The sequence below is a fragment of the Bradyrhizobium sp. 27S5 genome (assembly GCF_037217225.1).
Lineage (GTDB): Bacteria > Pseudomonadota > Alphaproteobacteria > Rhizobiales > Xanthobacteraceae > Bradyrhizobium > Bradyrhizobium septentrionale.
On the sequence record NZ_CP147714.1, the window covers coordinates 8558296 to 8583906 of the forward strand.

The window sequence follows — 25611 nt, forward strand, 5'->3', positions numbered from 1 at the left end:
CTGTGCGTCTGCGACAAGCGGTGCCTCACATCTTCTTCCAGTCGCCGGCCTGCTCGAAGGCGTGCGCGGCGCGGTAGATGGTCTGCTCCTCGAACATCCGGCCGACCAGCATCAGGCCGACCGGCAGCCCGTCGACCATGCCGCAGGGCAGCGACATCGCCGGGTGATGGGTGATGTCGAACGGCGCGGTGTTGGAGATCATCTCGAGCGCGCGGGCGACATATTCCTCGCGGCTGGCATTGGCCTCGGGCAACTTCGTCGCCTTCATCGGCGTGGTCGGCATCAGCAGCAGATCGTAGTCCTTGAACGCCTTGTCGTAGGCCGCGGCCAGCCGGCGGGAGATGTTGAGCGCCTTGCCGTAGAAGCGCGGACCGAAATTGTTGTTGATGTAGGTGCCGAGCATCATGAACAGCTTCGTGGTCTCGGACAGGGAATCCGCCTGACGGCGCCAGCCGCGATGGAAATCCATCAGCGAGGTCGAATAAAGGTCGGAGCGGCTGAGGCCATAGCCGTCGCCGAACATCATGGTCTGGGTCAGGCCTTCGGTGCCGATCGGAGTCCAGATCGCGCCGCCGGCCATGTGCATCGGGATCGACACGGTCTCGACCGACGCGCCGAGATCCTTGAAGCGCTTGGCCGCCTCGCGGACACTTTCGTTGACCGCGGCCTCAGCGGTCGGCTGCTCAAAGCCTTCCTTCAGGATGCCGATCTTCATGCCCTTGACGCCGGCCCCGAGCGCCTTGGTGTATTGCTCGACCTTCGGCGCCTTGATGCGCGGGTCGTAGCCGTCGTCGCCAGCGATCACTTCCAGCAGCAGCGCATTGTCTTCCACAGTCGCGGTCATCGGGCCGGTGTGGTCGACGTAGATCTCGATCGGCATGATGCCGGTATAGGGCACGAGGCCCCAGGTCGGCTTCATACCGTAGGTGCCGCAGAACGAGGACGGCATGCGGATCGAGCCGCCCTGGTCGCCGCCGATCGCCATGTCGACCTCGCCGAGCGCGACCACGACGCCGGAACCCGACGACGAGCCGCCGGCCGAATAGCCCATCTTGTGCGGATTGTGCACCGGCCCGTAGGAGCCGGTGTGGCTGCCGCCGGACAGGCAGAAATGTTCGCAGTGCACCTTGCCGGCGATCTCGGCGCCGGCGTCGAGCATGCGCGTGACGATGGTGGCGTCGAAATCGGGCATATAGCCTTCCAGCGTCGACGAACCGTTGGTCATCGGCACGCCGGCCAGCATGATATTGTCCTTCAGCGCCACCGTCTTGCCCTTGAGCTTGCCGGAACTCGCGCCCTTCACGGTCGACTTGCGGTACCAGGCGTTGCGCGGGTTTTCCTCCGGGCTCGGGCGATAGCCCGGCGTGCGCGGATATTTCACCACCGGCAGTTCGTCCGGCATCGCGGCCACGACGTTGTAGGCGTCGATCGAGCCCTGCATCAGGCCGCGGAACGAGGCCACGTCCTCATCGGTCAGGGACAGGCCACACTGCTCGGCGACGGCACGAAGTTGCGTTGGCGTGGGAAGGACGACGGTCACGGCGCTCTCCTGAAGCTTTTGATCTTTGGAATTGATCCAAGGGCAGCAGCGTCGCGTTGGCACGCGAACTGCTCACCCCGTCGCTGTATTCAAAACGGAAATATTTTCCTTTTCAAGTATTATTTCGCAAAACTGTCTGACGAGGCTGCCGCACCCCGCCTCAGATCGCCCTGACCACCCTGAAGTCGAGGCCGTCTGCTTCGGCAAGATACATCGGCATCCTGGCATGGCCACTGCGAACCGTCACGGGCCCGCGCGGGCCGCGATAGACGAGGTTGTCAGCTGCCGCGAGCAGCGGCCGCATCTCCAGCGTGCCGGCGCGGCTGGCGGCCGCCTCGAGCAGGCAGAATCCTTCATAGGCGGACTCGCTGCACGACCCGACCGGCGGCGCGAACGGACCGAACATCGCGCGATAGCGGTCCCTGAAATCGTCGCCGGCCTGCGAGCCGACGCCGGGGAAATAGCCGGAGGCGCAGAACAGGTTCTCGGTCTTGTCGGCGCCGATGCCGAGCAGCGCCGTTTCGTCGAAACAGGTGGCAAAGCGCAACGTGGTGGCGGCGAGCCCGGCATCGGCGAAGGCGCGGTTGAAGGTCACGCTGTCGGTGCCGATCAGCGAGATCAGCACCACATCGGGCTTCGCCGCACGGATGCGCGCCAGATGCGCCTCGTGATTGTCCTCGCCGACCGGCACGAACTCCTCGCCGACAACCTCGCCGCCGGTCTCCTTGATGTAGCGCTTCACCGCGCGATGCGACTGCCACGGCCAGACATAATCGCTGCCGATCAGGTACCAGCGCGAGGCGCGCTTCGCCTCGGCCAGCCAGTGGATCGACGGCCGGCTCTGCCAGCGCGGCGTCTCGCCGATCGCGATGACGCCCGGCGTCCGCTCGCCGCCTTCATAGACCGGCGTGTAGATGTAGGGGATCCGGCTGCTTGTGATGAGGTCGCGCAACGCGACGCGCACCGCACTGGTGTGCAAGCCCATGATGAGATCGACTTCGTCGGACGCGATCGCCTGCTCGGCGCGGTCGAGCACGTCGTCGAGCGGCCCGCCGGCGTCGTAGACCGAGAACTCGATCTCGCGGCCGAGGATGCCGCCGCGCCGGTTGATGTCGGCGACCGCAAGCTGCGCGATCGAGGTGGCAGCTGGACCCCACATCCCGGGCGAGCCGGTGCAGCAGACGAAGCCGCCGATCCGCAGCCGGTTCCGCGCACCGCGCGGACCGAAACCACCGCGATCCATTGGCGCAAACACGCGATCTGACGCCCCCGACGCCAGGTTCCTGAACAGCAGGGATGGCGGGAACGGGAGGCCTCCACCCCTGTAATTCAAGGTTCTTGCCATGACGTTGAGCCTCGAATGCACACCTGCTCCTGTCTGGCACCGGCCCGCCGCAGCGACGCGGCATCGCCCTCACCGGCGACGGTACCATTCTAGATCGTCTTGATCACATTGAAGTCGAGACCGTCGGCTTCGGCAAGATAGATCGGCATTTCGGCGCGGCCGTCGCGAATGGTGACGGTGCCGCGTGCGCCGCTGTAGACGACGTTGCGCCCCGCAGCGAGCAAGGGCCCCAGCGACAGCGAGCGGGCGTGGCTGGCCGCCGCCTCGAGGAAGCGCATGCCCTCGTAATTGGACTGCCCGACCGAGCCGATCGGCGGCGCGTGCGCCCCGAACATCGCACGGTAGCTGGTCCGGAAGTCGTCATTGGCGCGCGAATCGACGCAGCCGAAATAGCCGGAGGCGCAGAACAGGTTCTCGGTCGCGTCGGGGCCGATGCCGAGCATCACAGTCTCGTCCATCGCGCCCGCATAGCGCAGCGTGGTGGCGGCGAGCCCGGCGTCGGCAAAGGCGCGGTTGAAGGTGATGCTGTCGGTCCCGATCAGGGTGATCAGCACGACATCGGGCCTGGCGGCGCGGATCCGCGCCAGATGCGGCTCGTGATTGTCCTCGCCGAGCGGAACGAATTCCTCACCGACCACCTGGCCGCCGGCTTCCTTGATGTAACGCTTCACCGCGCGATGCGACTGCCAGGGCCAGACATAGTCGCTGCCGATCAGGTACCAGCGCTGCGCCTTCTTGACCTCGGTGAGCCAGTGGATTGCGGGCCGGCTTTCGGCGCGCGGCGTCTCGCCGATCGCCATCACGCCGTGCGTCCGCTCGCCGCCCTCATAGACCGGCGTGTAGACATAGGGGATACGGCCGCGTGTGACCTTGCGCAGCGCGAGGCGGACCGCGCTGATATGCGAGCCCATGATCACGTCGATCTCGTCGAAGGCGATCGCCCGCTCGGCGCGGCGCACCACCTCCTCGATCGGACCGCCGGCGTCGTACATCGACAATTCGACCTCGCGGCCGCGGATGCCGCCGCGCTTGTTGATCTCGGCGATCGCCAGCATGACGCTGTTGGCCGAGATCGGGCCCCAGATTCCGGGCGCGCCCGAGAAGGTTATGAAATTGCCGATCCGGAGCTTGCCGTCGGTACCGCGCCGGCGCGAGGAGCCCGGCCGGACGGTCAAAGCAAGATCGGCCGCGCTGGATGACGGGCTTCGAAACAGGTGCGGCGGCGCGACGGGCATGCCGCCATACGCCTGGAAAGAGACCGTCGAGAGCACGCCAACTCCTGTCTGGGAAGCAGTACGCAACGCAGCCAGCGGGCGGTCGCGGCATCCGCCCCTTGGTTGGGGGAATATTCTAGGGGAAAATATTGAATATTCAACAATTGAAGTGCATATAGAAACGGCATGCGTTGCCGGACATTCATTCACCGGGTCAGGAACCAGGTCTCACGCCGTGGCTAAACCGCCGAAAGAAAATTCCCCGATCACCGAACATCTCGCCTACCTGCTGGCGCAGGCCAACCGGGAGATCAACCGGCAGTTGGAGACGCGGCTCGCCAAGGAAGGCGTGCCGGTCGAGCAGTGGCGCATCCTTAAAGTGCTGTCCGATGGCAACGGCCACTCGATGGGCGAGCTTGCCGACGCGGTGCTGCTCAACCATCCGACGCTGACCAAGATGATCGACCGCATGGTGTCGGACGCCCTGGTCTATCGCGTCCAGGACCCCAAGGATCGCCGCAAGGTGCTGATGTTCGTGTCCGACCGCGGCAAGGCGCTGTGCCGCCGGCTGAACTCGCTCGCGGTGAGCCAGGAAGAGCACATCGTCGAGAGCTATGGCGACAAGTCGACCACCGAGCTCAAGCGCCTGCTGGAAAGCCTGATCGGCAGCGCCAACTGACGCCGCGCCGGGCTTGACGCGCCGACTTGGCGTGCCGCTCTCGAACCTTCAAAAAAGACCGGCTGCAAATGTCGGGACGCGGCGATCTGCTGCGTCCTTTGGGCGCGCCCGCAGCGCAGCCTTCGCGCCCGAGCGCTTGAGGTCCACCCGATCCACAGATAGCGAGGACACCCCGTCATGCCTTCGATCACGCCGTTCCTCTGGCTCGACAACAACGTCCGCGATGCGGTCGCGTTCTACAAATCGGTGTTTCCGAACGCCGAGATCGAGACCGTCAGCGACTTCATGGCGAGTTTTGAGCTCGAGGGGCAGCGGTTCTACGCGCTCAATGGCGGGCCACAGCACAAGTTCAACGAGGCGGTGTCGTTCTTCCTCAGCGTCGAGACCCAGGAGCAGGTGGACTACTTCTGGGAGAAGCTCACCGATGGCGGCCAGGAATCACGCTGCGGCTGGCTCAAGGACCGCTTCGGCCTGTCCTGGCAGGTGATCCCGACAGCATTGAGCCGCTACCTCAGCGACCCCGACCGCATCAGGGCCGACCGCGTCATGCAGGCGATGCTGAAGATGCAGAAGATCGTGATCGCCGACCTCGACAAGGCTTACGCGGGCTGAGGGCAATACGCGTTCGACGGGCGGGCAGATCGCCCGCCGCGTCTGTGCTTGCGGCGGCTTACGCGTAGCGGCCGTGGCAGTGCTTGTACTTCTTGCCTGAGCCGCAGGGGCAGTCCTCGTTGCGGCCGACCTTGCCCCAGCTTGTGGGGTTGTTCGGATCACGGTCGGCGGCGGACATTGCCGGCGCCAGCGAGGCCTGGGCGTAGGTGGCTTCGGTCAGGCGGGCCTGGGCGAACTCGTCCTCGCCGGTGTTGGGGTCGAGCTTGTGCGCTTCCATCGGCGGCAGCGGCTGCGGCGGCTCCTCCGGCGGGACGATCTCGACCCGCATCAATTGCGCGGTGACCGCCTCGCGCAGGTGCGCGCTCATCTCCTGGAACAGGTTGAAGGCTTCGGTCTTGTACTCCTGCAACGGATCGCGCTGACCGTAGCCGCGCAGGCCGATCACCTGGCGCAGATGGTCGAGCATGATCAGGTGCTCGCGCCAGAGATGGTCCAGCGTCTGCAGCAGGATGGTCTTCTCGACGTAGCGCATCACGTCGGGCCCCCATTGCGCGACCTTCGCCGCCATGCGCTCGTCGACATGGTTCTCGATGCGGTTGAGCAGCTCCTCGTCGGCGATGCCCTCTTCCTTGGCCCATTCGTCGACCGGCAGGTCGACATCGAGCACGCGCTTGAGCTCTTCCTTGAGGCCCGCGGTGTCCCACTGCTCGGCATAGGCGTGCTCGGGGATATGCTTGGTGACCACGTCCTCGACGAAGGCGTGGCGCATGTCGGTCACGGTCTCGACCACGCTGTCGTCCTTCATCAGGTCGATGCGCTGATCGAAGATCACCTTGCGCTGGTCGTTCTGGACGTTGTCGAACTTCAGCAGATTCTTGCGGATGTCGAAGTTGCGCGCCTCGACCTTCTGCTGCGCCTTCTCGAGCGCTTTGTTGATCCAGGGATGGATGATGGCCTCGCCTTCCTGCAGGCCGAGCCGCTGCAGCATGCTGTCGAGCCGGTCGGAGCCGAAGATGCGCATCAGATCGTCTTCCAGCGACAGGAAGAATTTCGAGCGGCCGGGATCACCCTGACGGCCGGAACGGCCGCGCAGCTGGTTGTCGATGCGGCGGGATTCGTGACGCTCGGAGCCGATGATGTAGAGGCCGCCCGGCTTCTTGACGGTCTTGGCGGGCTTGTTGCCCTTGGCGGGCTCGACCTCGAAATCCTCTTCCGCCTTCAGCACGAGCTCGCGGAAGCGTTCGATGTCGGCCTTGATTAGCTCGATCTTCTTGGCCTTCTCGGCCTCGTCGGTGATTCCTACGGTCTCCTGCTGGATCCGCATCTCGAGCGAGCCGCCGAGCTTGATGTCGGTGCCGCGGCCGGCCATGTTGGTCGCGATCGTGATCGCGCCGGGCACGCCGGCTTCCGCGACGATATAGGCTTCCTGCTCGTGGAAGCGCGCGTTCAGCACCGCGAACAGTTTTGCCGGCTTGCCCGCGCGCGCCGCGGCGTAAAGCTTCTCCATGCCGGATTCGGCGCCGAAGTCGATCTGCTTGTAGCCGTGCTTCTTGAGATACTCGGCCAGCACTTCCGATTTCTCGATCGACGCCGTGCCGACCAGCACCGGCTGCAGCCGCTTGTTGGCGCGCTCGATCTCGGCAAGGATTGCGGCGTATTTCTCGTTCTGGGTGCGGTAGACCTCGTCGTCCTCGTCGAGACGCGCCACCGGCAGGTTGGTCGGGATCTCGACGACCTCGAGCTTGTAGATGTCGAACAGTTCGTCGGCTTCGGTCAGCGCCGTGCCGGTCATGCCGGACAGCTTCTGGTACATCCGGAAATAGTTCTGGAAGGTGATCGAGGCCAGCGTCTGGTTCTCGGGCTGGACCGTGACGTGCTCCTTGGCCTCCAGCGCCTGGTGCAGGCCTTCCGAATAGCGGCGGCCCTGCATCATGCGTCCGGTGAACTCGTCGATGATGACGACCTCGTCGTCGCGGACGATGTAGTCCTTGTCGCGGGTGAACAGCGTGTGCGCACGCAGCGCCTGGTTGACGTGATGCACGACGGAGACGTTCTCGACGTCGTACAGCGACTCGCCCTTGAGCTGGCCGGCGTCGCGCAGCAAGTTCTCGAGCTTCTCCATGCCGCCTTCGGTCAGCGTCACCGTGCGCTGCTTCTCGTCGACCTCGAAATCGGCGACCTTGGTCAGCAGCGGCATGAAGGTGTCGATGGTGTTGTAGAAATCCGACCGGTCGTCGAGCGGACCGGAGATGATCAGCGGCGTGCGCGCCTCGTCGATCAGGATGGAGTCGACTTCGTCGACGATCGCGTAGAAGTGCTCGCGCTGGACCATGTCCTCCAGGCGGTACTTCATGTTGTCGCGCAGATAGTCGAAGCCGTATTCGTTGTTGGTGCCGTAGGTGATGTCGCAGGCATAGGCCGCCTTGCGCTCGGCATCGTCGAGGCCGTGCACGATCACGCCGGTGGTCAGCCCCAGGAACGAGTAGATCTGGCCCATCCAGCCGGAGTCGCGGCGGGCGAGGTAGTCGTTGACGGTGACGACATGGACGCCCTTGCCGGCGAGCGCGTTGAGGTAGACCGCGAGGGTTGCGACCAGCGTCTTGCCTTCACCGGTCTTCATCTCGGCGATGTCGCCCTCGTGCAGCACCATGCCGCCGATCAGCTGAACGTCGAAATGGCGCTGGCCGAGCGTCCGCTTGGCCGCCTCCCGCACCGTGGCGAAGGCCGGAACCAGGAGGTCGTCGAGCGTCTTGCCGCCGGCGAGCTGCTGCTTGAATTCGGCGGTGCGCGCCTTGAGCTCATCGTCGGTGAGTTTGACCAACTCGGGCTCGAGCGCGTTGATGGCGTTGACGCGGGACTGATACCCCTTGACCCGACGGTCGTTGGATGAGCCGAAAAACTTGCGGGCGAGCGCGCCGATCATGCGAAATTCCTGTTCTTCGGTCTTGAGTTAGGTCTCGAATTTAGGTCTTGGATTACAGCCTGAGATGGTCCGCCAGATCGCCTATCAACTCACCGTGACGCGCTCCGGTTCGAGCCCCGACCCGGGGCTCCTCCGCCAATTGAGTGGGAAACAGGCCATCCTGGGTTCAACGGCGAAAAACGCAGCAAAATAAGCGCTCTCACCGCCGACACGGTTGGCCAGAGATATGGCCCGCTTGGGGGGTTGTCAACGCTGGCAAGATGTCAAGGAATTCATCATTTTGACAAGACTTTCGCGTTGCCAATGTAACACGATTGGGCGAGTGTCCGCCCCGCTCGAGCTCCCCCCCTTTGAGACAAGGATTTTGCATGACCACCTCGCCTCCGGAAACCAAAACCGGCCTGCGCCTCGGCCTCGCCACCCTGGCCGCCACGGGCTGTCTTGTCGCAGTGCTGGCTGCCGGCCTTCCGGTCCGCGCCGCGGAATCCGACCCGGTGCTGGCGAAGGTGAACGGTTCCGAGATCCATGCCAGCGACGTGGCGCTCGCCGAGGAGGAACTCGGCCCGAGCCTGGCCCAGATGGACCCCGCGACCAAGAAGGACAACGTGCTGTCGTTCCTGATCGACATGAAGATCGTGTCCAAGGCCGCCGAGGACAAGAAGATCGAGAACAATGACGACTTCAAGAAGCGCCTCGCCTTTACCCGCAACCGCCTGTTGATGGACAGCCTGCTTGCCAGCGAGGGCAAGGCGGCGACTACCGACGACGCCATGAAGAAGGTCTATGACGAGGCCGCCAAGCAGATCACCGGCGAGCAGGAGGTGCGCGCCCGCCACATCCTGGTCGAGACCGAGGACGAGGCCAAGGCGATCAAGGCCGAGCTCGACAAGGGCGCCGACTTCGCCGAGCTCGCCAAGAAGAAGTCCAAGGACCCCGGCGCCTCCGACGGCGGCGACCTCGGCTTCTTCACCAAGGAGCAGATGGTGCCGGAATTCTCCGCGGTCGCCTTCTCGCTCGAGCCGGGCAAGATCTCCGATCCGGTCAAGTCGCAGTTCGGCTGGCACATCATCAAGGTCGAGGAAAAGCGCAGCCGCAAGGCGCCCGACTTCGAGCAGGTGAAGGCCCAGATCGAGACCTATGTGACCCGCAAGGCCCAGGCCGACTACGTCGCCAAGCTGCGCGAGGCCGCCAAGGTCGAGCGCCTGGACAAGCCGGCCGACGCGGCGACCCCGCCCGCGGATGCGGCCAAGGACGCGCCGAAGCCAGCCGACAACAAGATGGCGCCGGCGAAGAAGTAAGCTTCGCTAAGCCGACAGTTTCAATGTGCGATGGCCGGGCATGTCCCGGCCATTTGCGTTTTGGGATGCACTCGGCTGATCGCGTCGTCCCGGCCTAGTGCGCAATTGCGCACGGGGGCCGGGACCCATAATCCGCGGCGGAGCCTTTCTTGCCGTGGCAGCAGTTTCTTGAACAATTGATGACGGTGGCTATGGGTCCCGGCTTTCGCCGGGACGACGCCGTTATGCGTTCGCGCCCGAGCCCTCTCCCGCTTCTCACGGCGAGATGTTATGCAGCGCTTCCCTCCCCGTAGCCGGAAGCTTGCCGATGTCCACCGCCGTCTCCCCCCTCGCCCCACCAGACGTTCCCGAGATGCCCGTGATCGCGGGTGTGCGGCTTGCGACCGCTGCCGCCGGCATCCGCTACAAGCGGCGTACCGACGTGCTGCTCGCGCTGCTGGACAAGGGCACCACGGTGGCCGGCGTCTTCACCAAGTCGAAATGCCCGTCGGCGCCGGTCGAATGGTGCCGTGCCAAGCTGAAGGGCGGGAATGCACGCGCGCTGGTGGTCAATTCCGGCAACGCCAACGCCTTCACCGGCAAGACCGGCAAGGCGTCCACCACGCTGACCGCGCAGATCGCGGCGAAGGCGGTCGGCTGTTCGACGTCGGAGGTGTTCCTGGCCTCGACCGGCGTGATCGGCGAGCCGCTCGACGCCACCAAGTTCGACGGCGTGCTGGCGCAGCTCACGGAGGCCGCGACGGCCGATCGCTGGATGGACGCCGCCAAGGCGATCATGACCACCGACACCTTCCCGAAGGTCGCGACCGCGACCGTGAAGCTCGGCAAGGCCAAGGTGACGATCAACGGCATGGCCAAGGGCGCCGGCATGATCATGCCCGACATGGCGACCATGCTGTCGTTCATCTTCACCGACGCGCCGCTGTCGGCCTCGGTGCTGCAATCGCTGCTCAAGGCCGGCGTCGAGGACACCTTCAATGCGCTGACCATCGACGGCGACACCTCGACCTCGGACACGCTGCTGGCGTTTGCGACCGGCACTGCCGCCGCCAACGGCGCGCCAAAAATCTCGCGCGCCAGCGACCCGCGCCTGAAGGCCTTCACCAAGGCGTTCCAGCAGGTCCTCGCCAATTTGTCCGAGCAGGTGGCGCGCGACGGCGAAGGCGCGCGCAAGCTGGTCGAGGTCGTAGTCGAGGGCGCGACGACAAAACCGTCGGCGCGCAAGATCGCGATGTCGATCGCCAATTCGCCGCTGGTGAAGACCGCGATCGCCGGCGAGGACGCCAATTGGGGCCGCGTGGTGATGGCGGTCGGCAAGGCCGGCGAGCCCGCCAACCGCGACAAGCTCTCGATCTCGTTCAACGGCATCCGCGTCGCCAAGAGCGGCGCGCGCGATCCGTCCTACAACGAGAAAGAGGTGTCGGAGGCGATGAAGGCGCCGAAGATCCAGATCAAGGTCGCGCTCGGCCTCGGCAAGGCTAGAGACCGCGTGCTGACCTGCGACCTCACCAAGGAGTACGTCGCGATCAACGGCGATTACAGGTCGTAAACATCGCCGTCATCGCGAGGAGCTCGCGACAAGCTTGCAAAGCAATTTTACGCTGAAGCGACGACCTGTCCGCCGTAGCTTTAGCGAAGGCGGAAGCAATCCATCTGTCCGCGCGTGCAGGCAGAGAGATGGATTGCTTCGCTTCGCTCGCAATGACAGAATCTCCGCCAACACCGCATCTGGACCTTGGCCCCGCATGGCTGACATCAAGCTGACCCTCGTCGTCGCCTGCGCGCTGGTCGATGCCGACAAGCGCGTGCTGCTGGCGCAACGCCCTGCAGGCAAGGCGCTGGCCGGCCTGTGGGAATTCCCGGGCGGCAAGATCGAGCCCGGCGAGCGGCCGGAACAGACGCTGATCCGCGAGCTGCACGAGGAGATCGGCATCACCGTGAGCGAGCCGTGCCTCGCGCCGCTGACCTTCGCCAGCCATGCCTACGAGGCCTTCCATCTGCTGATGCCGCTTTACATCTGCCGGCGCTGGGAGGGCATGGTTGTGGCGCGCGAGGGCCAGAGCCTCGCCTGGGTGCGCGCCAACAAGCTGCGCGACTACCCGATGCCGCCCGCGGACATCCCGCTGCTGCCGCATCTGATCGATTTGTTGCTGTGATCTTCTTCGCCTCTCCCGCTTGCGGGGGAGGCGCGCTGCCAAAATATCGAAAACAACCCCATGCAAAGTAGCCGGCGGTGGCCGGCATTCGACCAAGCGACTTGACACGTCGGGCAACTCAGCGGTATTCTTCTAATATTCCGAAATCGCGTGGCCGCACGCTCGCCCCCGGCGTCCCTAACGCTTCACCTGCTTCACCGCCGCTTCCAGACTGGCCTTCGCCGAGCCCGGCCGCAGCGGTTTCGGCTGGCTGTCATGCGGTGCCCAGCCGGACAGCCAGACGATGTCGAAGGTGGCGCGGATGCGGCCGTCGGGATCGGCGAAGCGTTCGCCATAGATTTGCGCCATCCGCAGCATGGTGGCGCGGCGGGTCGGGGTGTGACGGCGCTCGCGCAGCACATTGGTCGCGCCCATGCGCCTGAGATCAGCCATCAGCGCGAACGCGCTGGCGTAGCGCACCACGACGCGGTCGACGTCGGTGACCGGCAGCGCGAAGCCGGCCCGCTGCAACAGCGCGCCGATATCGCGCAGATCGGCGAACGGCGCGACGCGCGGCGACAGCCCGCCCTCGCATTCCACTTCCGCCGCGGCAAAACTCTGCCTGAGCTCGGTCAGCGTGTCGCCGCCGAGCATCGCGGCGAGCAAGAGCCCGTCCGGCTTCAGCGCGCGGCGGATCTGCGCCAGCACGCCCGGCAGGTCGTTGACGAACTGGAAGGCCAGCGCGGAGACCGCGAGATCGCGCGACTCCGGCGGCAGGCCGAGCGACTCCGCCTCAGCAAAACCGATCTCATCAACCGAGGTGACCCGCCCGCGCAAGGCGTCCGCGAGCCCGTCGCCCGGCGTCCAGACGTCGACGCCTGAGGAAAAGCTGCGCGACACCGCCTGCAAGCGGTCCGCCATGTCCTCCGTGGCGCGCTCGAGCAGAAATGTCACCGCCCCCTCGCGCCGCGCGCGCGCAAGCCGCGCACCGAGCAAGGCGCGATCGAACAGAATGGGGGCAGTTGCCGGGGTCGGTGCCATGCCCGCTCGTTACGCCGGACCGCGGTCGCAGGCAATGCGTTGCTTGAGGCCCGCAGGGCTAGCGGCTAGGCTCGCTTGGCCGATATGCAACAATCGGCCATCCGCTACGGAAGGATAACGGATTTCGCCATGCTCGCGATTCACCTCCGGGACATCAACGCTGGCGTGGTCGAGGCTTGGGAGCTTGCCTTCGCCGACCTACCCGAGGTGCGCGTATCCCGTGACGACATCTTCGAACACAAGGCGGACGCCATCGTCAGTCCAGCGAACAGCTTTGGCTTCATGGATGGCGGCATCGACCTTCTGTACTCGAAGTTCTTCGGATGGACGCTGCAGACAGACCTGCAGGCCGCGATTGCGAAACATCACTATGGCGAACTACCGGTCGGGCAGGCGGCCATCCTTGCCACCGGCAACGACTTCATTCCATTTCTGGTCAGCGCACCGACCATGCGGGTCCCCTCGGACATCAGCACGACAGTCAATGTTTATCTTGCGTTTCGGGCGGCGCTGATTGCCGTGCTGGCCCACAATGCTCGCACAAAACCGCCTATCCGGACCCTGCTAGCGCCGGGACTCGGGACGGGAATCGGCGCCGTCACGCCCGCGGCGGCTGCCCGCCAGATGCGCCTTGCCTATGATGCGATCATCACAGGCCAAGGCGTCGAGAATCGTGGCGCGCGAGCAATATTGCGCCAACACCACGACATGCTGTCCTGAATCGGCGACATCTTTGCGCCTTGAGCCTCATCGGCCTCGGCGCTAGCCTCGCCTTCCATGGACGCCGAGGCATCCCCCCCACGCTCCATTACCGGTCACGTCCAACGCGCGCTCGGCGCGGTCGGGCGCGCGTGGCTGCGCACCGCGCGGCTCGCGCTCGACATCGCGCTGCCGACGCTGTGCGTGTCCTGCCGCGAGCCGGTTCACGGCGAGGGCGTCTGCGCGGCGTGCTGGGCCAAATTGTCGTTCATCGCGCCGCCGTTCTGCCCGCGGCTCGGCATTCCCTTCGTCTACGATCCCGGGCCCGAATTGCTGTCGATGGAGGCGATCGCCAATCCGCCGTCCTACCAGCGTGCCCGCGCCGCGGTGCGCTATGACGACGTCGCGCGCACGCTGGTGCACGCGTTGAAATACCAGGATCGCACCGATCTGGCGCCGACAATGGGCCGCTGGATGGCGCGTGCGGGGAAGGAATTGCTGGAGGAGGCCGATATGCTGGTGCCGGTTCCCCTGCACTGGCGGCGCGGCTGGAGCCGGCGCTACAACCAGTCCGGCGCGCTCGCCAAGGTGATCGCGCGCCAGAGCGGCGTCAAAATGGTCTCCGAGGCGCTGCGGCGCGTCCGCGCCACCGAGCAGCAGATCGGGCTGTCGCGCAAGGACCGCGCCAGTAATGTGCAGGGCGCATTCGGGGTCGCCGCCGAACGCAAGGCTGACATCCAGGGCCGCCGCGTGATCCTGGTCGACGACGTCCTGACCTCGGGCGCGACCGTCGATGCCTGCGCGCGGGCGCTGCTGCGGGCCAAGGCGGCGCATGTCGACGTGCTGGTGTTCGCCCGGGTTGTCGATACCCACCGCGCTCCCATATAATCTCGTATTCTGGTTCAACCGAGCGCACCATGACCGCCGACATCGAAATCTACACCCGTCCGGGTTGCGGTTATTGCACCGCGGCCAAATCGCTTTTGACGCGCAAGAACGCCGCGTTCACCGAATTGAGCGTCGCCAGCAACCCGGCCTACCGCGACGAGATGTACGACCGCGCCGGGGCAGGCTCGACCTTCCCGCAGATCTTCATCGACAAGACCCATGTCGGCGGCTGCGACGAGCTCTACGCGCTCGACCGCGAGGGCAAGCTCGACGGCCTGCTCAGCAACGGAGGCGGCGCCTGATGGCCGACAGCACCACTTTCACCGCCGCCATGGTGCAGATGCGCACCGGGCTGCTGCCGGAGCCGAGCCTGGAGCAAGGCACGCGGCTGATCCGCGAAGCGGCGGCGCAGGGCGCCAACTACGTGCTGACGCCCGAGGTCAGCAACATGATGCAGCTGAACCGCAAGGCGCTGTTCGAGCATCTGGCCAGCGAAGAGGACGACAAGTCGCTGAAGGCCTATCGCGCGCTCGCCGCCGAATTGAAGATCCATCTGCATATCGGCTCGCTGGCGCTGCGCTACTCGCCGGAGAAGGCGGTCAACCGTTCGTTCCTGATCGGGCCCGAGGGCAATCAGCTCGCGAGCTACGACAAGATCCACATGTTCGATATCGATCTGCCGGGCGGCGAGAGCTATCGCGAATCGGCCAATTACCAGCCCGGCGAAACCGCCGTGATCTCCGACCTGCCCTGGGGCCGGATCGGGCTGACGATCTGCTACGACGTGCGTTTCCCGGCGCTCTATCGCGCGCTGGCCGAGGCCGGTGCCTCCTTCCTCACGGTGCCCTCCGCCTTCACCCGCAAGACCGGCGAGGCGCATTGGCACACGCTGCTGCGCGCCCGTGCCATCGAGACCGGATGCTTCGTGTTCGCCGCGGCGCAGGCCGGCCTGCATGAGAACAAGCGCGAGACCTTCGGGCATTCGCTGATCATCGACCCCTGGGGCGAGATCCTCGCCGAGGGCGGCGTCGAGCCGGGCGTGTTCCTGGCCGAGATCGATCCCGCCAAGGTCGAGACCGCGCGAAAGACCATCCCCTCGCTGCAGCACGGCAGGCGTTTCGGCATCGCCGACCCCAAGGCCGGCCCGGAACATCTGCACCTGGTCCGGGGTTCGGCATGATCCGCTACACGCTGCGCTGCGAGCACGGCCATCAGTTCGAGAGCTGGTTCCAGAGCTCGTCGGCCTATGAATCGCAGGAGCGGCGTCACTTGATCGATTGCCCGGCCTGCGGGTCGAGCAAGGTCGAGCGCGCGATCATGGCGCCGCAGATCATCGGCAAGAAGGGCCGCGAGAAGGCTCAGCCAGCCCCCGCAGCGGCGCCTGCCCCCGCCGAGGCACCCGCCGGCGAATCGACGTCGCTGATGATGGCGCAGGAGCGCGAGTTGCGCGCCAAGCTGAAGGAGCTGCGCGACCACATCGTCAAGAACGCCGACAATGTCGGCGAGCGCTTCCCCAACGAGGCGCGCAAGATGCATTACGGCGATATCGAGCATCGGCCGATCTATGGCGAGGCCTCGCCCGAAGAGGCGCGCGCGCTGATCGACGAAGGCGTCGAGGTCTCGCCGCTGCCGACCCTGCCGGAAGATCGGAATTGACCTCGACCTGGCAGGTCTGGGCGTTTCTCTCGGCCATCTTCGCGGCGCTGACCGCGATCTTCGCCAAGGTCGGCGTCGAAGGCATCAATTCCGATCTTGCCACGCTGATCCGCACTGTGATCGTGCTGATCACGCTGTCGGCGATCCTGTTCGCGACCGGGCAGTTCACCCAGGCCGGACCGATCTCGGCCAAAAGCTGGCTGTTCCTGCTGCTGTCCGGGCTCGGCACCGGCGCGTCATGGATCTGCTATTTCCGCGCGCTCAAGCTCGGCCCGGCGACGCTCGTGGCGCCGATCGACAAGCTCAGCGTGGTGCTGGTGGCGCTGTTCGGCGCCGTCTTCCTCGGCGAGCGCCCTTCGGCCTATGGCTGGCTCGGGATCGCGCTGATCTCGGGCGGCGCGGTGCTGGTGCCGTCAAAGGCTGATCCATAGCGTTTTCGAGCGAAGTGGCTTACCGGTTCGCGTGAAGAAAACGCGTCAAACAAGAGTCTACGCCGCGATCAGCAGCGCGACGCCGATCACGATCAGGACAATGCCGAACACCTCACGCAGCGAGAACGGCTGCTTGAGCGAGAAATACGCCACGCCCTGCGCGAACAGCACCTCGATCAGCGCCAGCGTGCGCACATTGGCGGCCGCCGTCAGCGCGAACGCCAAGAACCAGAATTGCGAGGAGAACGCGCCCATGAAGCCCGCGAACATCGAGGGCCGCCACAGGCCGAGGATTTTCCGCAGCACGTCGGGTGCGCGCAGCAACAGATAGACCGACAGGATCAGCGTCTGCACGAACAGGCTCCACATCAGCGTGTAGGAGGCCGCCGTCACAAACGAGACGCCAGGCACGGCAATGATCGCGCCGCGAAAACTCACCGCCGAGATCGCGAACACCGCGGCGGCGCCGAGGCCGAGCACGGTCGGGCGCAGATCCGCAAAGCTCTTCTGCCCGCCGGGCCGCAGCGCGGTGATGACGACGCCGATGGTGGCGATCACGATCGCGATCACCTTAGGCGTCGTGAGATGATCGCCGAGGAAGATGAAGCCGAAGATCGCGGTCTGGATCGCCTCGGTCTTCATGTAGGCCGTGGTCACCACAAAGGAGCGGTCGTTCATCGCCAGCAGCATGAAGCCGGTGCCGACGATCTGGCTGAGCGCGCCGGACAGCAGCCACGGCCAGAATGACGACGCCGGCCACGGCACGGCATCGCCGGTCAGCAGCACCGCCAGCGCGAAGAACACCACCGAGAACGGCAGGCCGAACAGGAAGCGGATATTGGTCGCGCCCCAGGTGCCGAGCGGCCCGGTCAGATGCCGCTGCATCGCATTGCGCGCCACCTGCCCGAACGCAGCGACGATGGTGAAGGGGATCCAGAGCGAGGCGATCGTGAGCATGCGGGATAAGGGAAGTGTGCCGGGGCGGGAGTACGCGCGTAGCGTGCCCGGCGCGGCGCATGCGGTCAACTGACGCGCCGCATGACAGGGCTGCGCCTTAACTCCCTCGCCCCGCTCTTGCGGGGAGAGGGCTGGGGTGAGGGGCGACTTCCGCAAACTCGATGAGCAAAGCGCGCGGAGAGTCCCCCTCACCCGGATTGCTCCGGACGATGCTTCGCATCGCCGAGCGCAATCCGACCTCTCCCCGCAAGCGGGGCGAGGTGACAGGCAGCTCACACCTCCTCCGCCACCACCATGTAGTTCACGTCCATGTCGGACGAGACGCTCCATTTGTCGGCGATCGGGTTGTAGACCACGCCGGCCTGCTCGGTGACGGCGAGGTTGACGTCGCCGAGATAACGTTCGAGTTCGGCGGGGGTGACGAACTTGCTCCAGTCATGGGTGCCGCGCGGCAGCCAGCGCAGCACGTATTCAGCGCCGACGATCGCCAGCGCAAAACTCTTCCAGTTGCGGTTCAGGGTGGAGACGACCATCAGCCCGCCGGGCTTGAGCATCGCCGCACAGCGCTTGATGAAGGCGCCGACATCGACGACATGCTCGACGACCTCCATCGCCAGCACGATGTCGAAGCGCTCGCGCACGTCCATGTCCTCGATCGTGGTGCAGCGGTAGTCGATCGACAGATGGCCCTTGTCGGCGTGCAGCTTGGCCGCTGATATGTTGGTGGCGGATGGATCGATCCCGATCACCTGGGCGCCGAGCCGGGTGAACGGCTCGCACAGCAACCCGGCGCCGCAGCCGATGTCGAGCAGGCGCAGACCGGACAGGCAGTTCAGGCTCCTGGCGTTGCGCTCGAACTTGCGGCAGGCGGCGTCGCGGATATAGGTCAGGCGCAGCGGATTGATCTTGTGCAGCGGCGCCATCTTGCCGCGCGGATCCCACCATTCATCCGACAGTTTCGAGAACTTCGCGACCTCGGCCGGATCGACCGAGTTGGCGGAGGCATTGGAGAGCGTTGTGGCCATGATTGCGCGCGCCCCTATCGCGCGGTGATCGAATTGCGGAACGATAGCGGCGAGGCGATGGTCTTGATGGTCTCGATGCCCTCGCCGACGCCGCGAATGGTGACGTCGCCATAATTGAGCAGCCGCCCCATGATGCTCTGGTTGACGTCGACGCTCTCGACCTTGTCGAGGCTCATTTCGAAGGTGCGCCGCTTGATGAAGCCGCTCTTGTGCACCACGCGGAAATTGGTGACGTCCGTTTCCGTGGTCCAGCGATGGAACCAGGCCGTGACGCTCCAGTAGAGTGCCGCAACCGCGACCACGGCCGCGGCCGCGAGGCAAGCCAGCGTGAGGCCGTCGACCGCCGTCATCCGCGACAGGATCAGCAGCACCAGCACCACGATCCAGGCCCCGATCGCCGGCAGATAGAACATCCAGTGCGCGTTGGTGGAATACAGCACCTTCTCGCCAGGCTGCAGGATTTCGTCGATGTAACGCCCCATCCGATCCGCCTTCGAATTACCCTTGCGTTACCCTCGCGCAACAGCCCGCCCGCAACCGGTAAAAACACCCCAAAAGACCCTCCAGGGACCCCCAGGAAGCGGCTTGCCCCCGGGCGCGGCGCTATGTATACGCGCCTTTCGGTCCCCGCGCTTGCGGTTTTCGGCGTGGGTTAACCTACTTATCCTCTTAAAGGAATAGACGCGTCGTCATGGGCCGCCTCGTGATGAAATTCGGCGGTACGTCCGTCGCCAATATCGATCGCATCCGCAATGTCGCGCAGCATGTGAAGCGCGAGGTCGACGCGGGCCACGAGGTCGCCGTCGTCGTCTCCGCGATGTCCGGCAAGACCAACGAACTGGTCGGCTGGTGCACCGACGCCTCGCCGATGCACGACGCCCGCGAATATGACGCGGTGGTCGCCTCCGGCGAGCAGGTCACCTCCGGGCTGCTCGCGATCGTGCTGCAGGGTATCGGCATCCAGGCGCGCTCCTGGCAGGGCTGGCAGATCCCGATCAAGACCTCGGACGCGCATGCTTCGGCGCGCATCCTCGATATCGACGGCACCGAGATCATCACCCGCTTCAAGGAGCGCCAGGAGGTCGCCGTGATCGCCGGCTTCCAGGGCATCAACCCGCAGACCGGCCGCATCACCACGCTCGGCCGCGGCGGTTCGGACACCTCGGCAGTGGCGATCGCGGCCGCGCTGCGCGCCGACCGCTGCGACATCTACACCGATGTCGACGGCGTCTACACCACCGATCCCCGCGTGGTGCCGAAGGCGCGCCGGCTCGACAAAATCGCGTTCGAGGACATGCTGGAGCTGGCCTCGCAGGGCGCCAAGGTGCTGCAGGTTCGCTCGGTGGAGCTCGGCATGGTGCACAACATGCCGATCTTCGTGCGCTCCAGCTTCGACAAGCCTGAGGATATCGACCCGCACGGCACGCCGCCGGGCACGCTGATCTGCAGCGAGGAGGAAATCATGGAAATGCACGTCGTCACCGGCATCGCCTTCTCCAAGGACGAAGCCCAGATTTCCGTGCGCCAGATCGAGGACAAGCCCGGCGTGGCCGCGGCGATCTTCGGGCCGCTCGCGGATGCCAATATCAATGTCGACATGATCGTGCAGAACGTGTCCGAGGACGGCAAGACCACCGACCTCACCTTCACCGTTCCGGCCGCCGACTATAATCGCGCCAAGGACACGATTACCTCCGCCAAGGCCAAGATCGGCTACATCAGGCTCGACACCGCGACCGACGTCGCCAAGGTCTCGGTGATCGGCAGCGGCATGCGCAGCCACGCCGGCGTCGCGGCGAAGGCGTTCAAGGCACTGGCCGAGCGCAACATCAATATCCGCGCCATCACCACCTCCGAGATCAAGTTCTCGGTCCTGATCGACGCCGCCTACACCGAACTCGCGGTGCGCACGCTGCACACCCTGTACGGGCTGGATCAGGCGTAGGGGTTACCGCGGACCGGCGGCGGACGGAGCTCCATCCGCTGTCATTTCCCGGTGCGCAATTGCGCACCTGAGGGCGTGCGGAGCACGAGCCCGGAATCCATCGGGACGCGGATTCCGTGGGAAAATTGATTCCGGGCTCTCGCTTCGCGAGCCCCGGGGAATGACGGGGGTAGAGAGCACGGGATACCCTCCAGTACCCCCATCCCGGAGTTAGAATTTCTCTTAGCGGGCGCAGCATTGAGCTGACGCAGACGTTATTTGCTACTGGCAGGCGTTTTGCTTGGCAAAGCGAGCCTCGATTGGCTATACGGCCAGTCAGGTGGGCTGTCGCAAACTGTGGCACAGTTTCAGCGATCCCGAATCGGCGGGAACTGGCGCGAGCGGCGACGCCGAATGACTAAAATTGTTGGTTTTGACGAGTTTTGCGCCAGCGGCCGGCCGGCCCGGTGCGCCGGCCTCGTGGGGAGGGACTGAAGCATATGCGGAGCGCGTCGGGAGGCCCCCGCATCCTGTTGAGACGGCTCCGCGAAACCATGGCGGAGCAAGTCTCCGCCCAGGAGCGCCTCGACAAGATCGTGGTGCTGATCGCGGCCAACATGGTGGCCGAGGTCTGCTCCTGCTACGTGCTGCGCGTCGACAACACGCTCGAACTCTACGCCACCGAAGGTCTGAACCGCGACGCCGTGCACCGCACCGTGATGAGCGCGCATGAGGGCCTGGTCGGCCTCGTCGCCAGCGAGGCGACGCCGCTCAATTTGTCCGACGCGCAAAGCCATCCGGCCTTCGCCTACCGCCCGGAAACCGGCGAAGAGGCCTACCACTCGTTCCTCGGCGTGCCGATCCTGCGTGCCGGCAACACGCTCGGCGTGCTGGTGGTGCAGAACCGCGCCAAGCGCACCTATGTCGAGGAAGAGGTCGAGGCGCTGCAGACCACCGCCATGGTGCTGGCGGAGATGATCGCCTCCGGCGAGCTTGCTGCGCTGGCCCAGCCCGGCGCCGAGCCCGCCGCACGGCACTCGCTGCACAAGACCGGCGCGGTGCTCTCCGACGGCATCGCGCTCGGCCATGTCGTGCTGCACGAGCCGCGCGTCGTCATCACCAACTACATCGCCGAGGACCTGCCGAAGGAGGTCAAGCGGCTCGACACCGCGCTAGCCAATCTGCGCGCCGATCTCGACCGCATGCTGGAGCGCGGCGACGTCGCCGAGGGCGGCGAGCACCGCGAGGTGCTGGAAGCCTACCGCATGTTCGCCAACGACCAGGGCTGGTCGCACAAGCTGCACGAGGCGGTCGCCACCGGCCTCACCGCGGAGGCCGCCGTCGAACGCGTGCAGTCCGACACCCGCGCCCGCATGCTGCGCTCGACCGATCCCTATCTGCGCGACCGGCTGCACGACCTCGAGGATCTCGGCCATCGCCTGATGCGGCAGCTGGTCGGCCAGGACCATGCGCCGTCGCGCGAGCAATTGCCCGACAACGCCATCCTGATCGCCCGTGCGATGGGTCCCGCGGCGCTGCTCGACTACGACCGCAAGCGGCTGCGCGGCCTGGTGCTGGAGGAAGGCACCGCGAATTCCCACGTCTCGATCGTGGCGCGCGCGCTCGGCATTCCCGCGGTCGGCGAGGTGCCGAACGCGCCCGGCATCGCCGATCCGGGCGACGCCATCATCGTCGACGGCATTTCCGGCGAGATTTATGTCCGTCCCTCCGCCGAGATCGAATCGGCCTACGCCGAGCGCGTCCGCTTCCGGGCCCGGCGGCAGGCGCAATATTCGGCGCTGCGCGACAAGGCGTGCGTGACCAAGGACGGCCAGCCGATCGAGCTTCTGATCAATGCCGGCCTGACCATCGACCTGCCGCATATCGACGACACCGGCAGCGCCGGCATCGGCCTGTTCCGCACCGAATTGCAGTTCATGGTGAGCCCGAGCCTGCCGCGCTCGAGCGACCAGCTCGCGCTGTACCGCACCGTGCTCGACGCCGCCGGCACCAAGCCCGTCACTTTCCGCACGCTCGACATCGGTGGCGACAAGGCGCTGCCCTACATGGAGACCGTGGTCGAGGAAAATCCCGCGCTCGGCTGGCGCGCGATCCGGCTCGGCCTCGACCGCCCCGGCCTGCTGCGCGGCCAGATCCGCGCGCTGCTGCGCGCCGGCGGCGGCCGCGCGCTGAAGATCATGTTCCCGATGATCTCCGAGATCGCCGAGTTCGACCAGGCCAAGGCAATCGTCGAGCGCGAGCTGACCTATCTGCGCCAGCATGGCCATTCGCTGCCCGAGCGTATCGATATCGGCACCATGTTGGAAGTGCCGGCCCTGCTCTACCAGCTCGACGAGTTGCTGAAGAAGGTCGACTTCGTCTCGGTCGGCTCCAACGACCTGTTCCAGTTCCTGTTTGCGGTCGACCGCGGCAATGCCAAGGTCTCCGAGCGCTTCGACATCCTGTCGGCGCCGATCCTGCGCGCGCTGCGCGACATCGTGCGCAAGGCCAAAATTGCGAAGAAAGCCGCCTCGCTGTGCGGCGAGATGGCCTCGAAACCGATCGGCGCGCTGGCGCTGATCGCGCTCGGCTACCGTTCGCTGTCACTGTCGGCGACCGCGCACGGCCCAGTCAAGGCGCTGATCCTCGACCTCGACGCCAAGAAGGCCGAGGCGATGCTCAATCCGCTGCTGGACGCGCCGGTCGGCAGCGTCTCGATCCGCGCGGCGCTGACGAAATTTGCGGAAACCGAGGGGCTGGCCTTGTAGCGACGCTGTCGCCGCCGCCCCCCCTTCGCGCCTTCCGCAATTCGAGACTCCATCATGCTACCCGAAGCCAAACTCGACGTCCTGCTCGCCCATCACGCCTCGCTCGAGGCCGAGCTGCTCGGCCAGGTCAATTCCGAGCGCTATGTGCAGATCACGCGCGAGCTCGCCGAGCTCAATCCGCTGATCGACGCAGTGAAGCTCTATCGCGCCGCCCGCTCGGAGCTTGCCGATACCGAGGCAATGCTGGCGGATGCGGGGACCGATGGCGAGATGCGCAGCATGGCGGAAGCCGAGCTGGAAACGCTGCAGGCGCGCATCGGCGAGCTCGAGCAGAATATCCGGATCGCGCTGTTGCCCAAGGACGCGATGGACGACCGCAACGTGGTGCTGGAAATCCGCGCCGGCACCGGCGGCGACGAGGCCTCGCTGTTCGCCGGCGACCTGTTCCGGATGTATGAGCGCTTCGCCGGCCTGCAGGGCTGGAAGGTCGAGGTGATCTCGGCGAGCGAAGGCACCGTCGGCGGCTACAAGGAAATCATCGCCGAGGTGCAGGGCCGCGGCGCGTTCGCCAAGCTGAAATTCGAATCCGGCGTGCACCGTGTGCAGCGCGTGCCCGACACCGAGACGCAGGGCCGCATCCACACCTCGGCTGCGACCGTCGCGGTGCTGCCGGAGGTCGAGGACGTCGACGTCGACATCAAGAACGACGATCTGAGGATCGAGACCATGCGCGCGGGCGGCGCCGGCGGTCAGCACGTCAACAAGACCGAATCGGCGATCCGCATCACCCATCTTCCGACCGGCATCGTGGTGATGATGCAGGACAGCCGCTCGCAGCACAAAAACCGGGCATCGGCGATGAACATCCTGCGTTCGCGCATTTATGACGCCGAGCGCCAGCGCGTCGAAGCCGCGCGCTCCGCCGACCGCAAGGAGAAGGTCGGCTCCGGCGACCGCTCGGAGCGCATCCGCACCTATAACTTCCCGCAAGGGAGAGTCACCGACCACCGCATCAATCTGACGCTCTACAAGCTGCCGCAGGTGATCGCGGGCGAGGCGCTCGGCGAGCTGATCGATGCACTGACCACCGAGCACCAGGCCGCGCAGCTCGCGGCGCAGGGCGCGGCGGCGTGAGCGCCAGCGCGTTTTCGAGCGAAGTGGATACCGGTTCGCGTGAAGAAAACGCGTCAAAACAAGAAGCTAGAGCTTCGGTTCTGATTCAATCAGAACCGAAAATGCTCTAGCGTTTTTGCGACTGCCTGAAGTGGCGCAGGATCTTGCCGAGCGCCGGACCGGCCGTGGTCAGCTCCTCGAGATGAATCTTCGACAGCGCTTGCAGCTTGCGCTCGCCCTGCGCCGTCAGCGTCACCAGAACACGCCGGCCGTCGGCGGCATCGACCGCCCGCGTCAGCAGCCCGAGCTTGGTCATCCGGTTGACCAGCTCGACCGCGGTGTGATGTCGGATCAGCAAATAGCGGGCGAGATCGCCGACAGTGGTTGGCTCTTCGCCGGAGAATCCTTTGATGGCGAGCAGCGCCTGATGCTGCTGCGGCGTCAACCCGGCCTGCTGGGCCGCCTGTTCGCTGAACGCAAGGAAGCTGCGCAGCTGGTGGCGAAACCGCGCCAGCGCCGGGTAATCGACCGTCGCAGCCGCGGCGCTGCGCTTTGCGGTCGCGGCCGGCGCGCGCCGCTGCTTCGATTGAGGCATTCGCTGGTCCTGCTCCAGGCTCGCTCCGCCGGACGGCAGGAGCCGTGCGACGCTATCAAGCCCGGGCCCGGCGGACCATCCTACCTCACGCCTTTGCACTCATGTTTTCAACGGTTTGACGGTCGAGCAGCGCGGCCGGGCGGCATCACGGCTGCGGCCAGTGATCGTAGCTCGAACTCAAGATCTTCAGCAGCACGATCTGGAAGGCGACCGGAATCCGCGGGCTCCGGCGGCGGATCGACTTCTCCAGCGCCTCGGTGATCTCGCTCTTGGTGAGATGCCCGGCCGAGGCACGCTCGACCAGATCGCCCCAGACCTCCGACAGCGATTTGCCGGTATGATGCGGCGCCGGGATCGATATCCCGCGCGTCTCGGCCCAATCGATGATCTCACGCATGGTTTGCTGTCCGCAGTTTCGCGCGGTCGCAAGATGGCGCGCCGTGAGCAGGCGAAGCAGATCGTCCGGCGGCGTCCAGCCCAGCTTTGGCGGCACTTCGTCGAGCAGCTCGGCCGACAACTCCTTCAGAACGTTGATCGCGCGGATGCTCAGGCCGCTCGACTGCTCAGCGCCGCCGTCCTCGGTCACGGCGCGCTCTCCGGGATTTCCGGTGCGACTTGAAGGCTCGTGGATCATCGCCTCTCACTACAGGACCCGCACCCGGGCGGTAAACCCAGATATATCGTATTCCGACATTAATTCCATCGTAGACCGATATGATTCGACGAAAGGCGACATTGACTAAATATGCCGGTGGGGAATTGTAGCTG

At 65.6% G+C, this 25611-nt stretch carries 24 protein-coding genes; 14 read left to right on the forward strand and 10 right to left on the reverse strand.

Annotation, left to right across the window (positions count from 1 at the left end):
- Positions 1-25: 25 nt before the first annotated feature.
- The 3 genes from WDM24_RS40190 to WDM24_RS40200 all read right to left on the reverse strand — a co-directional run bounded on the left by WDM24_RS40190 (position 26) and on the right by WDM24_RS40200 (position 4156).
- Positions 26-1540 (reverse strand): amidase, encoded by a 1515-nt coding sequence (locus WDM24_RS40190; RefSeq protein WP_338829634.1) that lies wholly within the window; start codon positions 1538-1540, stop codon positions 26-28.
- A 160-nt stretch (positions 1541-1700) separates the two neighbouring features.
- Positions 1701-2885 carry a substrate-binding domain-containing protein gene (locus tag WDM24_RS40195; protein ID WP_338829635.1) on the reverse strand — a complete coding sequence of 395 codons (1185 nt, stop codon included), beginning with the start codon at positions 2883-2885 and terminating at the stop codon, positions 1701-1703.
- Positions 2886-2974: 89 nt separating this feature from the next.
- A complete protein-coding gene (locus WDM24_RS40200; RefSeq protein WP_338829636.1) occupies positions 2975-4156 on the reverse strand; it encodes a substrate-binding domain-containing protein in 1182 nt (393 codons plus the stop codon).
- A gap of 178 nt (positions 4157-4334) precedes the next feature.
- Between WDM24_RS40200 and WDM24_RS40205 the strand changes: the two genes are divergently transcribed.
- Entirely contained in the window at positions 4335-4778 is a 444-nt protein-coding gene (locus WDM24_RS40205) for a MarR family winged helix-turn-helix transcriptional regulator (protein WP_016847408.1), read from the forward strand.
- Positions 4779-4955: 177 nt separating this feature from the next.
- On the forward strand, positions 4956-5390 hold the full coding sequence (locus tag WDM24_RS40210; RefSeq protein ID WP_338829637.1) for a VOC family protein: 435 nt from the start codon (positions 4956-4958) through the stop codon (positions 5388-5390).
- A gap of 58 nt (positions 5391-5448) precedes the next feature.
- Here the strand turns inward: WDM24_RS40210 and secA are convergent, their stop codons facing one another.
- A complete protein-coding gene (gene secA, locus WDM24_RS40215; RefSeq protein WP_338829638.1) occupies positions 5449-8313 on the reverse strand; it encodes a preprotein translocase subunit SecA in 2865 nt (954 codons plus the stop codon).
- A 368-nt stretch (positions 8314-8681) separates the two neighbouring features.
- Here secA and WDM24_RS40220 point away from each other — a divergent pair, with 368 nt between their 5' ends.
- The 3 genes from WDM24_RS40220 to WDM24_RS40230 all read left to right on the forward strand — a co-directional run bounded on the left by WDM24_RS40220 (position 8682) and on the right by WDM24_RS40230 (position 11767).
- Entirely contained in the window at positions 8682-9611 is a 930-nt protein-coding gene (locus tag WDM24_RS40220; RefSeq protein ID WP_166212088.1) for a peptidylprolyl isomerase, read from the forward strand.
- A 307-nt stretch (positions 9612-9918) separates the two neighbouring features.
- Entirely contained in the window at positions 9919-11160 is a 1242-nt protein-coding gene (gene argJ / locus WDM24_RS40225) for a bifunctional glutamate N-acetyltransferase/amino-acid acetyltransferase ArgJ (RefSeq protein ID WP_338829640.1), read from the forward strand.
- A gap of 196 nt (positions 11161-11356) precedes the next feature.
- The gene (locus WDM24_RS40230) at positions 11357-11767 is read left to right on the forward strand and encodes a (deoxy)nucleoside triphosphate pyrophosphohydrolase (RefSeq protein WP_338829641.1); all 411 of its coding nucleotides are present in this window, start codon (positions 11357-11359) and stop codon (positions 11765-11767) included.
- Positions 11768-11944: 177 nt separating this feature from the next.
- On the opposite strand, the gene WDM24_RS40235 is transcribed toward WDM24_RS40230, so the two are convergent.
- On the reverse strand, positions 11945-12787 hold the full coding sequence (locus WDM24_RS40235) for a methyltransferase domain-containing protein (protein ID WP_338829642.1): 843 nt from the start codon (positions 12785-12787) through the stop codon (positions 11945-11947).
- 84 nt (positions 12788-12871) lie between these two features.
- On the opposite strand from WDM24_RS40235, the gene WDM24_RS40240 reads away from it, so the two are divergent.
- Genes WDM24_RS40240 through WDM24_RS40265 form a run of 6 tightly spaced genes read left to right on the forward strand, consistent with a single transcriptional unit; the run spans position 12872 to position 16461 of the window.
- A complete protein-coding gene (locus WDM24_RS40240) occupies positions 12872-13507 on the forward strand; it encodes a macro domain-containing protein (protein WP_338832529.1) in 636 nt (211 codons plus the stop codon).
- A 57-nt stretch (positions 13508-13564) separates the two neighbouring features.
- Positions 13565-14374 (forward strand): ComF family protein, encoded by an 810-nt coding sequence (locus WDM24_RS40245; protein ID WP_338829643.1) that lies wholly within the window; start codon positions 13565-13567, stop codon positions 14372-14374.
- Between the two features lie 29 nt (positions 14375-14403).
- Positions 14404-14676 carry a glutaredoxin 3 gene (grxC, locus tag WDM24_RS40250; protein WP_338829644.1) on the forward strand — a complete coding sequence of 91 codons (273 nt, stop codon included), beginning with the start codon at positions 14404-14406 and terminating at the stop codon, positions 14674-14676.
- Entirely contained in the window at positions 14676-15554 is an 879-nt protein-coding gene (locus WDM24_RS40255) for a carbon-nitrogen hydrolase family protein (RefSeq protein WP_029079566.1), read from the forward strand. The genes grxC and WDM24_RS40255 overlap by 1 nt, the downstream gene beginning before the upstream one ends.
- Positions 15551-16030, forward strand: coding sequence for a DUF1178 family protein (locus WDM24_RS40260; protein ID WP_338829645.1), 480 nt, complete (start codon positions 15551-15553; stop codon positions 16028-16030). The genes WDM24_RS40255 and WDM24_RS40260 overlap by 4 nt, the downstream gene beginning before the upstream one ends.
- Positions 16027-16461: an EamA family transporter gene (locus WDM24_RS40265; protein WP_338829646.1), complete on the forward strand. Its 435-nt coding sequence runs from the start codon at positions 16027-16029 to the stop codon at positions 16459-16461. Before WDM24_RS40260 ends, WDM24_RS40265 begins: the two co-directional genes overlap by 4 nt.
- Positions 16462-16518: 57 nt before the next feature.
- Here WDM24_RS40265 and WDM24_RS40270 read toward each other — a convergent pair whose 3' ends face one another.
- From WDM24_RS40270 to WDM24_RS40280, 3 genes are all read right to left on the reverse strand, one after another.
- A complete protein-coding gene (locus WDM24_RS40270) occupies positions 16519-17418 on the reverse strand; it encodes a DMT family transporter (protein ID WP_338829647.1) in 900 nt (299 codons plus the stop codon).
- A 272-nt stretch (positions 17419-17690) separates the two neighbouring features.
- Positions 17691-18443, reverse strand: coding sequence for a bifunctional 2-polyprenyl-6-hydroxyphenol methylase/3-demethylubiquinol 3-O-methyltransferase UbiG (gene ubiG / locus WDM24_RS40275; protein ID WP_338829648.1), 753 nt, complete (start codon positions 18441-18443; stop codon positions 17691-17693).
- Positions 18444-18457: 14 nt separating this feature from the next.
- Positions 18458-18925 (reverse strand): PH domain-containing protein, encoded by a 468-nt coding sequence (locus WDM24_RS40280; protein WP_029079562.1) that lies wholly within the window; start codon positions 18923-18925, stop codon positions 18458-18460.
- Positions 18926-19134: 209 nt separating this feature from the next.
- On the opposite strand from WDM24_RS40280, the gene WDM24_RS40285 reads away from it, so the two are divergent.
- From WDM24_RS40285 to prfA, 3 genes are all read left to right on the forward strand, one after another.
- Entirely contained in the window at positions 19135-20388 is a 1254-nt protein-coding gene (locus WDM24_RS40285) for an aspartate kinase (RefSeq protein WP_338829649.1), read from the forward strand.
- Positions 20389-20867: 479 nt separating this feature from the next.
- Positions 20868-23135 carry a phosphoenolpyruvate--protein phosphotransferase gene (ptsP, locus tag WDM24_RS40290; protein WP_338829650.1) on the forward strand — a complete coding sequence of 756 codons (2268 nt, stop codon included), beginning with the start codon at positions 20868-20870 and terminating at the stop codon, positions 23133-23135.
- A 54-nt stretch (positions 23136-23189) separates the two neighbouring features.
- Positions 23190-24269 (forward strand): peptide chain release factor 1, encoded by a 1080-nt coding sequence (gene prfA / locus WDM24_RS40295; RefSeq protein ID WP_338829651.1) that lies wholly within the window; start codon positions 23190-23192, stop codon positions 24267-24269.
- A gap of 106 nt (positions 24270-24375) precedes the next feature.
- Here the strand turns inward: prfA and WDM24_RS40300 are convergent, their stop codons facing one another.
- Both WDM24_RS40300 and WDM24_RS40305 read right to left on the reverse strand, forming a co-directional pair.
- Positions 24376-24843 (reverse strand): helix-turn-helix domain-containing protein, encoded by a 468-nt coding sequence (locus WDM24_RS40300; RefSeq protein ID WP_338694643.1) that lies wholly within the window; start codon positions 24841-24843, stop codon positions 24376-24378.
- A 145-nt stretch (positions 24844-24988) separates the two neighbouring features.
- The gene (locus tag WDM24_RS40305; protein WP_338694641.1) at positions 24989-25429 is read right to left on the reverse strand and encodes a hypothetical protein; all 441 of its coding nucleotides are present in this window, start codon (positions 25427-25429) and stop codon (positions 24989-24991) included.
- Positions 25430-25611 lie beyond the last annotated feature (182 nt).